Annotated in this window: 10 protein-coding genes and 1 pseudogene; 5 read left to right on the plus strand and 6 right to left on the minus strand. The window is 74.6% G+C overall.

Translation table 11 applies throughout. The features are described 5' to 3' along the window. The first annotated feature begins 4 nt into the window (after positions 1 to 4). The 4 genes from ACFVVL_RS34330 (at position 5) to ACFVVL_RS34345 (ending at position 3,777) form a co-directional block, all read left to right on the plus strand. On the plus strand, positions 5 to 1,195 hold the full coding sequence (locus tag ACFVVL_RS34330; protein WP_387682324.1) for an ABC transporter ATP-binding protein: 1,191 nt from the start codon (positions 5 to 7) through the stop codon (positions 1,193 to 1,195). A 170-nt stretch (positions 1,196 to 1,365) separates the two neighbouring features. Further along, on the plus strand, positions 1,366 to 1,632 hold the full coding sequence (locus ACFVVL_RS34335; RefSeq protein WP_380295269.1) for a GlsB/YeaQ/YmgE family stress response membrane protein: 267 nt from the start codon (positions 1,366 to 1,368) through the stop codon (positions 1,630 to 1,632). Positions 1,633 to 1,759: 127 nt separating this feature from the next. Continuing rightward, entirely contained in the window at positions 1,760 to 2,503 is a 744-nt protein-coding gene (locus tag ACFVVL_RS34340) for a polyprenol monophosphomannose synthase (RefSeq protein ID WP_380295267.1), read from the plus strand. Positions 2,504 to 2,517: 14 nt separating this feature from the next. After that, positions 2,518 to 3,777, plus strand: coding sequence for an aromatic acid exporter family protein (locus ACFVVL_RS34345; protein WP_380295265.1), 1,260 nt, complete (start codon positions 2,518 to 2,520; stop codon positions 3,775 to 3,777). 66 nt (positions 3,778 to 3,843) lie between these two features. Here ACFVVL_RS34345 and ACFVVL_RS34350 read toward each other — a convergent pair whose 3' ends face one another. The 6 genes from ACFVVL_RS34350 to ACFVVL_RS34375 all read right to left on the minus strand — a co-directional run bounded on the left by ACFVVL_RS34350 (position 3,844) and on the right by ACFVVL_RS34375 (position 10,291). Beyond that, the gene (locus tag ACFVVL_RS34350) at positions 3,844 to 4,293 is read right to left on the minus strand and encodes an SRPBCC family protein (protein ID WP_387682329.1); all 450 of its coding nucleotides are present in this window, start codon (positions 4,291 to 4,293) and stop codon (positions 3,844 to 3,846) included. Between the two features lie 4 nt (positions 4,294 to 4,297). Further along, positions 4,298 to 4,771 carry a VOC family protein gene (locus tag ACFVVL_RS34355; RefSeq protein WP_380295263.1) on the minus strand — a complete coding sequence of 158 codons (474 nt, stop codon included), beginning with the start codon at positions 4,769 to 4,771 and terminating at the stop codon, positions 4,298 to 4,300. A 97-nt stretch (positions 4,772 to 4,868) separates the two neighbouring features. Next, a complete protein-coding gene (locus ACFVVL_RS34360; RefSeq protein ID WP_387682332.1) occupies positions 4,869 to 6,863 on the minus strand; it encodes a phosphocholine-specific phospholipase C in 1,995 nt (664 codons plus the stop codon). A 14-nt stretch (positions 6,864 to 6,877) separates the two neighbouring features. After that, on the minus strand, positions 6,878 to 8,329 hold the full coding sequence (locus ACFVVL_RS34365; RefSeq protein ID WP_387682335.1) for an endonuclease/exonuclease/phosphatase family protein: 1,452 nt from the start codon (positions 8,327 to 8,329) through the stop codon (positions 6,878 to 6,880). A gap of 251 nt (positions 8,330 to 8,580) precedes the next feature. Beyond that, complete coding sequence (locus tag ACFVVL_RS34370) at positions 8,581 to 9,912, minus strand: cryptochrome/photolyase family protein (protein ID WP_387682338.1); 1,332 nt, start codon at positions 9,910 to 9,912, stop codon at positions 8,581 to 8,583. Between the two features lie 112 nt (positions 9,913 to 10,024). Continuing rightward, a complete protein-coding gene (locus tag ACFVVL_RS34375) occupies positions 10,025 to 10,291 on the minus strand; it encodes a metal-sensitive transcriptional regulator (protein ID WP_344329712.1) in 267 nt (88 codons plus the stop codon). Between the two features lie 47 nt (positions 10,292 to 10,338). Here ACFVVL_RS34375 and ACFVVL_RS34380 point away from each other — a divergent pair. Further along, positions 10,339 to 10,517: pseudogene (locus ACFVVL_RS34380) on the plus strand (deoxyribose-phosphate aldolase); the annotation flags it as partial.

Here is a 10,517-nt window from a genome sequence, read left to right on the forward strand (position 1 = left end):
ACCGATGGCGGAGATCGTCCTCGACGGCATCACCAAGCGCTACCCGGACGGCTCGGTGGCCGTCCACGACCTCGATCTGACCGTCGCCGACGGCGAGTTCGTCATCCTGGTCGGCCCCTCGGGCTGCGGGAAGTCCACCACCCTCAACATGATCGCGGGTCTGGAGGACATCACCGGCGGCACGCTGCGGATCGGCGGGCAGGTGGTCAACGACCGGGCGCCCAAGGACCGGGACATCGCGATGGTGTTCCAGAGCTACGCGCTGTACCCGCACATGACGGTCCGCCAGAACATGGGCTTCGCGCTGCGGCTGGCCAGGACCGACAAGGCGGTGATCGCCGCCAAGGTGGAGGAGGCCGCCCGGATCCTCGACCTCACCGAGCACCTGGACCGCCGGCCCGCCAACCTCTCCGGCGGGCAGCGCCAGCGGGTCGCGATGGGCCGGGCGATCGTCCGCGACCCCAAGGCGTTCCTGATGGACGAGCCGCTGTCCAACCTGGACGCCAAGCTGCGGGTGCAGATGCGCACCCAGATCTCCCGGCTGCAGCGGCGGCTGGGCACCACCACCGTCTACGTCACCCACGACCAGGTCGAGGCGATGACGCTGGGCGACCGGGTGGTGGTGATGCGCGCGGGCCTGGTGCAGCAGGTCGGCCCGCCGCAGCGGCTCTACGACGAGCCCGCCAACCTGTTCGTCGCCGGGTTCATCGGCTCCCCCGGCATGAACCTGCTGCACGGCCGGCTGGAGGAGGGCGTGCTGCGCACCGCGCTCGGCGACCTGCCGGTGGGCGACCGGCTGCGCCGGCGGCTCACGGCGGCCGGCGCGCCGCGCGAGGTGGTGGTCGGCATCCGCCCGGAGCACTTCGAGGACGCCGCGCTGCTGGAGCACCCGGAGGGCGGCGCGCGGGTCACGGTCGGGATCGAGGTGATCGAGTCGGTCGGCTCGGACGTGTTCGCGCACTTCACCGTCGAGGGCGACGCGGTCTCCGGCGGCGGTCTGGAGGAGATCGGCGCGCGGCAGGAGGAGGCGGGCGCCGGGGCGCCCGGCCGCGAGGTGGTGGCCCGGATCGGCACCGCCACCCGGGCCGCCGAGGGCGCGCCGCTGGAGCTGTGGATCGACACCGAGAGGGTGCACGTCTTCGACCCGGCCACCGGGGCGGCGCTCAGCGGCGGCGCGCGGGAGGCGGACGGCTGACCGGGCGGCGGGCGGCCGGCCGGGCGGCGTCCGACCGGCCGGAAGAAGGACGGTTGGAACGCGGACGAAGGGGCAGGCGGGGGCGCGGACGACCCGGTTCCCCCGCTGGACGTGCCGCGCCGCACGGTTCGGGCGATCATGGGGGAACGCGCCTCGAAAGGTGGAATGCGATGTTCCAGCTCCTGTGGATCCTGCTCATCGGTTTCGTGCTCGGCCTGATCGCCAAGCTGATCCTGCGCGGCCCCCAGGCGATCCCGTGGTGGCTGACCATGCTGCTCGGCGCCGCCGGGGCCTGGCTCGGCAACGCGGTCTCCGGCTGGATCGGCGTCCGGAACACCTCCGGGATCGACTGGATCCGCCATCTGCTCCAGCTCGGCTTCGCCGTGCTCCTGATCGCCGTCGTCGCCCCCGCCTGGAGTTCGCGCCGGACCAGATGACGGTCCGGCGCGACGGCGTGCGCGACGACGCGGCTACACTCGCACGGTCGTACTGCGAACGGCCGTGGCCGGCGCGGCCGTCGGGGCCGTGCCGGCCGCGGGCGCCGGACTCACGAGGGAACAGAACATGGTCGAGGCCTCCCCGAAGGTCGTTGTGGTCGTGCCCACCTACAACGAGCGGGAGAACCTTCCGGTCCTCGCCGGGCTGCTGGCCGGTCTCGACCTGCCGAACCTGCACCTGCTCGTCGTCGACGACAACTCCCCCGACGGCACCGGGGAGGTCGCCGACAAGCTCGCCGCCGAGTCCGGCGGCCGGGTCACGGTGCTGCACCGCACCGAGAAGGACGGCCTCGGCCGGGCCTACGTCGCCGGCATGACCCGGGCCCTGGAGGACGGCGCGGACGTGGTCGTGCAGATGGACGCCGACCTGTCCCACCCGGCCTCCGTGCTGCCGCTGATGGTGACGACCCTGCTCGCCGACGACACCGCGGTGGTGATCGGCTCCCGGTACGTGCCGGGCGGATCGACCGCCGACGAGTGGCCGTGGCACCGCAAGGCGCTCTCCGCCTGGGCCAACCTCTACGTGAACACCATCCTCGGGCTCGGCGTGCGGGACGCCACCGCCGGTTACAAGGCCTGGCGCGCGCAGACCCTGCGGGCGATCGACCTGCCGTCGGTGCACAGCAACGGGTACTCCTTCCAGGTCGAGCTGAACCACCGGGTGGTGCGGCGCGGCCTGACCGTCAAGGAGGTTCCGATCCGCTTCGAGGAGCGGGTCGAGGGCGCGTCGAAGATGAGCCTCGGGGTGCAGGTCGAGTCGGCGCTCGCACCGTGGAAGCTGCTGCGTGAGGGGCGCGGCGGCAAACCGTAGGGAAGGAGCCGCGCGTGGCCCTGGCGCCCGACCGGGCCGTCGCACTGGTGCGGCGCGCCGCCCGCGAACCCTTCGCCGTGCAGACCGCCCGCGCGACCGTCGCCGCCACGCTCTCCTACGTGGTGGCGACGGTGCTCAGCAGCGAGCCGGCCCCGCTGACCGCGCCGCTCACCGCGCTGCTGGTCGTCCAGGTCACCGTCTACTCGACGCTCACCACCAGCATCCGCCGGGTCAACTCGGTGGTGGTCGGCGTGCTGATCGCGATCGGCTTCAGCAGCGTGGTCGGGCTCTCCTGGTGGAGCCTCGGGCTGATCATCCTGGCCTCGCTGGTGATCGGCCGCTTCGTGCGGGTGGACGAGTTCGTCCAGGAGGTCGCGATCAGCGCGATGCTGATCCTCGGCGTCACCCAGGTGACCTCCCGGGCCTGGGACCGCGTCCTGGAGACGCTGATCGGCGCGACCGTCGGCCTGGTGTTCAACCTGGTGTTCGCACCGCCGGTCTGGGTGGACACCGCCGGCGAGTCCATCGAGGACCTCGCCCGCCGGGCCCGGCACCTGCTCCTCGACCTCTCCGACCAGCTGGGCCGCCCCACCCCGGTCGCGGACGCCGCCGAACGGCTGCACGAGGCCCGCCGGCTCGACCAGGCGATCGCCGACGTCGACGCGGCGCTGCGCCAGGCCGAGGACAGCCTGCGCTTCAACCCGCGGATCAGCGAGGGGCTGCTCTCCCGGCTGGTGCTGCGCACCGGGCTGGACACCCTGGAGATCTGCGTGGTGGTGATCCGGGTCATCTCGCGCTCGCTGACCGACCTCGCCAAACGCCGCGGGCCCGGCGAGCCGCTGGTCGCCCCGGCCCTGGCGGTGGCGATGGAGGAGCTGCTCGCGCACGTCGGCGGCGCGCTGGTGAGCTTCGCCGTGCTGGTGACCACCCAGGTCAGCCTGAACGCCGAGGAGGCCGAGGAGCGGCTCGCCTCGGAGCTGACGGCCGCCTGGGCGAGCCGGGAGAACGTCGCCCGGCTGCTGCTGGAGCAGGTGCGCGCGGACCCGGACGCCTGGCACCTGCTGGGCTCACTGCTGACGGAGGTCGACCGGATCCTGGACGAACTGGACCTGGAGCACCGCTCCCGGCGGCTGATGGAGGAGCTGGACCGGGCCTCGGTGGCGAGCCGGGAGCGGTTCTCCCGGCTCGGGCGGCTGCGCCGGTGGGTGCGCGGCGACCGGCCGGGGTCGGGCCGGGCGCGCCGGCGGCGGCGCAAGCGCGCCAGGCGGTCCTGAGGGCCGGGGGCCGGGGGCGGGGGGGGGTGAAACGGCTCGGGCCCGGGGGCTCAGGGGCTCAGGGGCTCAGGGCATGGTCCAGGGGTCCTGCGGGAGCGGGTGACCGGTCTCCAGGTAGGTCTTCAGATTGGACAGCACGGCCGACCAGCCCGCCTCGGCGTCCGCGCGCTCGGCCTCGTCGGCCAGGTTCTCGTGGGTGACGGTCAGCCGGGTGAGGTCCTGGTGGGAGCGCAGGTCGAAGGTGACCCGGGACGGCCCGGCGGGCCGCTCCTCCCCGGGGCCCGACCAGGTGGTGACCAGGCGGTTCGGCCGCTCGGCCGCCTCCACCGTGCCGAACGCGTCGGCGATGCCGGAGCCGTCCGCGCGCTGGTGCTCCCAGCGGGCACCGGGCTGCCAGGTGGAGACGTTGCGGTGGCCCCAGTAGAGCCCGGACTCGTCGGGGTTGGTGAGCGCGTGCCAGACCCGCTGCGGGGTGGCGTGCAGGTAGGAGATGTGGCGGTAGGCGGGGACGGCCATGCGCTCACCCCTCGGCCGCGTCGAGCAGCTGCCGGATGTCGATCCTGCTCATGGACAGCATGGCCCGGGTCACCCGGGCGGCCTTGTCACGGTCCGGTCCGGAGACCAGGTCGATCAGGATCCGCGGGGTGACCTGCCAGGACAGGCCCCAGCGGTCCTTGAGCCAGCCGCACCGGCTCTCCTGGCCGCCGCCCTCCAGCAGCGCCGTCCAGAGCCGGTCCACCTCCGCCTGGTCGTCGCACTGCACCTGGAGCGAGACGGCCTCGGTGAACGGGAAGACGGGGCCGCCGTTGAGGGCGACGAACGGGCGGCCGTCGAGTTCGAAGGCCACGGTCACCACGCTGCCGGGCGTGCCGGGGCCCGCCTCGGTGTAGCGGGTGACGTCGGTGATCCGCGAGTTCGGGAGGACCGAGGTGTAGTAGCGGGCGGCCTCCTCGGCCTGGTCGTCGTACCAGAGGCATGGGGTGATCTGCTGCATGGAGCCGACGGTAGCGGCGGGCCCCGGTCGGGCGGCCGCGCCACGGCCGGGGGTCACCGGTTCGGCGCCCCCGGCCGCGGCCGGAGCGGCTCGCGGGTCAGTGCACCCAGCCCGCGTAGCGGCGGGTGAAGCGCTGGCCGGTGGCGGCGGTGACCACCACGTCGTAGCGGCCCTGCCCGTCCAGCGGCCAGGCGAGGTCGGTCTGCTTGCCGGGGCGCACCCAGACGGTCTGCGCGGTGCCGGCGAAGTCGTTCGGCGCGACGGAGAAGCAGACGTCGGTCATGCCGTCGTTGACCAGCTGGAGGGTGAGCCGGCCGGACGCGGAGAGGTCGGCGGTCACGATCGGGATGCCGATGTCGTTCTGGCCCGCCGGGACGCCGGCGCTCCCGGCGCCGTCGCGGACCACGGTGCCGGCGAAGCGGCGGACGAAGCCGTCCGGACCGTGCACGGTGAAGTCGTAGCGGCCGTTGGTGGCCGCGGCCTCCCAGACGTACGTCGCCGAGGCGCCCGGCGCCACCGTGAACGGGGTGCCGGCGAACGGCTGCGCGATGTTCGGGTAGACGGTGTACGGGAAGGCGACGCCGCCGTCGTTGCTCATGGTGCAGGTGACCCGGCCGGTGCGCCGGTCCACCTCGGCCTCCGCCCAGGGCTGGTAGGGCAGATGGCGGTGCGGGCGGTCGCCGCGCTCCTGGACCGGCATCGACTGGGCGCCGACGGCGGGCAGTTGGACGCCCGGCAGCTTCGTCCCGGCGTCGGCCCTCGCCATCAGGGCGTTGGTGTCCGGCAGCCGCGGGACCGACCGGTCGGGCGCCGCGAAGTCGAAGCAGCTGGTGAGGTCGCCGCAGACGGCGCGGCGCCAGGCGGAGATGTTGGGCTCGGCGACGCCGGTCACCAGCTCCATGAAGCGCAGCACCGAGGTGTGGTCGAAGACCTGGGAGTTGACCCAGCCGCCACGCGACCAGGGCGAGACGACCCACAGCGGCACCCGGTTGCCGAGGCCGATCGCCCGGCCCTGGGTGAACTCCTCGGGCGTGCCCGGCTCGGGGGTGGGCGGCACCATGTGGTCGAAGTAGCCGTCGTTCTCGTCGTACATCACCAGGAAGACGGTGTGCTGCCACACGTCCGGGTTGGACATCAGCGACTGCAGGGCCTGGTTCACCCAGTGCGCGCCGTACGCCGGGCCGGCCTCCGGGTGCTCGGAGAACAGGTAGGGGGCGACCAGCCAGGAGATGGTCGGCAGGGTGCCGTCCTTGCAGTGCGCGTCGAAGGCGGCCGGGTCGAACGTGGTCATCGCGTTGATGTACCGCGGGTCGTCCTTCGGGAAGTCGTGGAACTGCCGGAAGTAGGACAGGGCGTTGTCGTCGTAGTCGCCGGTGCGGTCGTCCTTGCTGGGGTTGTGGTAGACCCGCCAGCTCACCCCGGCCTGCTCCAGGCGCTCGGCGTAGGTCGTCCAGTCGGCGACGGGGTTGTCGGTGACGGGCGTGTTGTCGATCCAGGGGCCGCTGGTGCCGTCCCGGCCGGGGCCGGCGGTCCCGGTCCACAGGTAGAGCCGGTTGGGGTCGGTCGGGCCGGCGAGCGAGGTGAAGTAGGCGTCGCAGAGGGTGAACGCGTCGGCCAGCGCGTACTGGTAGGGGATGTCCTCGCGGGTGAAGTAGCCCATGGTGCGCTCACCCTTGGCGGCGATCCACTTGTTCATCGCGCCGTTGTTGATGGCCTGGTGGCCGGTGGCCCAGTCGTGCGGCAGGCCCCCGGCGTTCTGCGCGTTGTACTTCGAGGTGTCCATCCGGTAGGGCAGCATCACGTTGCCGTCGCTGCGGCGCGGGTCGGGCTGGCGGAACACGTCGGTGCCGTCGGGGAACCGGAGCGCCTGCTTGTCACCGAAGCCGCGGACGCCGGCCAGGGTGCCGAAGTAGTGGTCGAAGCTGCGGTTCTCCTGCATCAGCACCACGACGTGCTTGACGTCCTTGATGGTGCCGGTGAGCCGGCCCGGTGCGGGGGCGGCCTGCGCCGGGGTGCCGGGAAGGCCGGTCAGGGCGACGGCGCCGGCGGCCGCGGTGGCGCCGACGAAGGTGCGGCGGGAAAGGTCGGACATCGCGAACTGGCCTCTCAGAGCTGGAAGGTGGCGACCGCGGCGGCGGTGTCGGACGGCCACTGGTTGGCGGCGAGGGCGGCCGGGTCGGCGCCGGTGGCCGGCCAGTCGGCGACCAGGGTGTGCGCCTCGACCAGCTTCAGCCGGCCGCGGTGGAGCACGTAGTCGATCCGGTCCTGGGGCTCGGCCTTGCCGGCGGCGCGCTGCTTGCGCACCGGCGACCAGGTGAAGCCCGGCGCCCTGACCGGGTCCCGGTTCTCCTCGCGGAAGGTGTCGGTGAGTCCGGCGTTCTGGAGCACCCGGGTGACCGGCCAGTCGAGCTTGCCGACGCCGCTGTGGGCGGCGGCGGTGGCGGCGGTCCAGTCCAGGTGGGAGGGCGAGGACAGGGCGCCGGCCACGATCACCGGGACACCGGCGGCCGCGTCGGCCTGGACGGCGGCGGCCAGGGCCGTGGCCTGCCGGAAGCGGGTGGAGGCGGTCTCCGCGGCGGTGATCTGCGCGGCGCCGCGCCCGTCCTGGGCGGCGTACGGGCCGTAGTCGGCCTCGTCGAGGTGCGCGCTCCAGACGCGGACGGCGCGCCCGCCGGGCAGCTGGACGCTCGCCCCGACCGCGGGCAGGGCGGCGGTCGGCCCGGTGACGGCGGTCAGCGGGTAGCGGCTGAGGAGGGCGACGCTGCCGCCGCTCTGGTGGGCGTACCAGCCGAGCGCGTCGGCGAGGGTCCGGGCGGCCCCGCCGGCCGTCTCCTGGAGCGCCAGGACGTCCAGGCCCTGCGCCAGGACGACGCGCAGCTGCTTCTCGACCGCGTCGGTGAAGGCGGCGCCCGCCTCGGCAAGGTTCCAGCTCGCCACCTTGAGGCGCGGCGCGGCGGCCGGGTCGGCGACCGGGAGCAGCACGGTGACGGTGTCGGTGGCGCCGGCGCTGTCCTTGACGCCGACGACCAGCACCTCCGGGGTGCGCGGTGCCTTCCCGGCCGGCGCGGTGCCGGTGACGGTGCCGTCGGCGGCGACCGCGAGCCAGGCCGGCCCGGAGACCTTGCGGAAGGCCGCGCTCCCGGCGGGGTTCCCCTCGGGGCGCACCCAGAGGCCGCCGAGCTTGACGGTGACGGCCGCGCCGGGGGCCGCCGGGGTGGCGGTGAAGGCGTCCACGACGGCGTGCGGGCGGACCACGGCGGGCTTGGGGCGAAAGGTGAAGGGCCCGGTCCTGGCGAGGATGCCGTAGCCGTCCTTGGCGAGCAGGTACGCCGTGTACGGGCCGCCGGTGAGGGCGGAGGTGTCGAGCTGGACGTCGCCCGAGGTGCCCGGGGTGTACTTCCAGAGCAGCGAGCTGCCGTTGCCGGGCAGGCGGTCGCCGTCGTAGATGCCGACCCAGTTCTTCGGGTCGGGGGCGTCGGTGGTCCAGTGGAAGGTGAGGCGCTCGCCCTCGGAGGGGCCGGACGAGGAGGTGAGGGTCAGGGTGCTGCCGGTGGCCACGGAGGTCCTGTCCGCCGCTCGGGCGCCGGGCCGTCAGGGGGGAGCGGACCGGGGCCGTCCGCGGCTGCTGACGGAGGCTGGGAGGAGCGGCCCCTTCGACAGTTGGCTGTACAACTGCGGGGGCCGGGCCCATTCATCCGAAGACCGGCGACCGGGGTGTGAACGAAACGTGACGCAACGTCGGGCGGTTCGGGAACTGTGGGGCGGGGACCGGGGGGTGGACGGGGCGCGGGGCCGGTGCCTGCGGCCGGTCAGTCCAGTCCGCGGGCGGCGCGCAGGCGGTCGGAGAGCGCGGCCGGGTCGACGAGCGGCTCCGGGTAGCCGGCCGGGTGCTCGTCGAGCAGCCACGGCCGGTGCACCGCCCGGCCGGGGACGTGGGCCAGCTCCGGGACCCAGCGCCGGACGTAGGCGCCGTCCGGGTCGAGGCGGTCGGCCTGCGCCAGCGGGTTGAGCACCCGGTTCGGCCGGGTGTCCGTTCCGGTGCCCGCCACCCACTGCCAGTTGAGCTGGTTGTTCGCGAGGTCCCCGTCCACCAGCAGCCGCAGGAAGTGGTGCGCGCCGATCCGCCAGTCCCGGTAGAGGGTCTTGGTGAGGAAGGAGGCGGTCACCAGCCGGGCCCGGTTGTGCATCCAGCCCTCGTGGGCGAGCTGGCGCATGCCCGCGTCGACCAGCGGGAAGCCGGTGCGCCCGGCGCGCCAGGCCGCGCACTCCTCGTCGTCCTCCGGCAGCCAGTGGTCGCCCCGGTCGCGGTAGGCGTGGTGCGCGGCCCGGGGGCGGGCGGCGAGCACCTGGTGGTGGAAGTCGCGCCAGGCCAGCTGCCGGACGAACGCCTCGGCGCCCTCGCCGCCGTGCCGCAGCGCCTCGGTCACCAGGGCGGCGGCGGACAGGCAGCCGAAGTGCAGGTACGGCGAGAGGCGCGAGGTGGCGTCGGCGGCGAGGTCGTCGTGCAGGTCGGCGTAGCGGTCCAGCTCGTAGCGGCGCCAGAGCCGCCGGCCGGCCCGCTCGCCGCCCGGCGGCAGCGCGGGCGACTGCGGCTTCGCGGTGGGCACGGGCTCGCTCGCGATGCCGTCCGGGGTGCGCAGGGCCCTCGGCGGGCGGTGGACGGTCCGGCGGGGCGCCTGCGACCAGGCGCGGAAGTAGGGGGTGAAGACGGCGTAGTGGTCCTTGCCGGCGGGCGTCAGGGCGCCGGGGACGGCGGCGGTGAGCGAGCCGTCGTGGACGTGCAGGCGCGCGCCGAGCTCGGCGCGCAGCGCCTGCTCACGGCGCTCGGCGAAGGCGCTCACGCCGGCGGCCACGTGCACCGAGGCGGCGTGCAGCTCGGCGGCGAGCCGGGCGGTGGCGGGGGCGGCGGGTCCGCGGCGCAGCACCAGGCGGCCGCCGAGCGGGCGCAGGGAGGCGTCCAGGTCGGTGAGGCAGTCGGCGAGGAAGGCGGCGCGGTTGGGCGCGGCGAAGCCGGCGGCGGCGATGTCGGGGTCCAGGACGAAGAGCGGGACGACCTCGTCGGCGGCGGCGCAGGCGGCGTGCAGGACGGGGTTGTCGTGCAGGCGGAGGTCCTGGGTGAGCAGGGCGATGGCGAGACTCATGGAGGGACGAGCCTGGCACGGTCCGCGGCGGAAACGGGTCCGGCACGCCGACGGCGGGGGCGTGCGCCGCTGTGGCGCACGCCCCCGCCGTCGGGTGGGCGGGTTCCGGGGCTCAGGCCAGGGCCAGGAAGAGCTTCTCCAGCTCAGCCTCGCTCATCGGCGGCGTGTCGGCGTCGGCGCCCGCCATGCACTGGCGCATGCCGCTCGCCACGATCTTGAAGCCGGCCCGGTCGAGAGCCCGGGAGACGGCGGCCAGCTGGGTCACCACGTCCTTGCAGTCCCGGCCGGCCTCGATCATGGCGATCACGCCCGCCAGCTGCCCCTGAGCACGCCGGAGCCGGTTCAGGACCGCACCGACGGCCTCCTCGTCCACCTGCATCTCAGCACCGCTTTCCGCTGTCGACTACCGGCTGTCCAGTGTACCCCGTGGGGTATCGCTGCCCCGGTGGGCGACGACGGGGGCGGGCGGCGCGCGGCGCGGGCGGGCGGCGCGGGCGGGTGCGTGGCGCGGGCGGCGCGCGCCGCACCCGCAGGCCGCTGCTGAGCGACACCGGCCGGCTGATGATCGTCGCCGCCGACCACCCGGCCCGCGGCGCCCTCGGCGG

It is taken from the genome of Kitasatospora sp. NPDC058115 (assembly GCF_042884635.1).
Taxonomy (GTDB): domain Bacteria; phylum Actinomycetota; class Actinomycetes; order Streptomycetales; family Streptomycetaceae; genus Kitasatospora.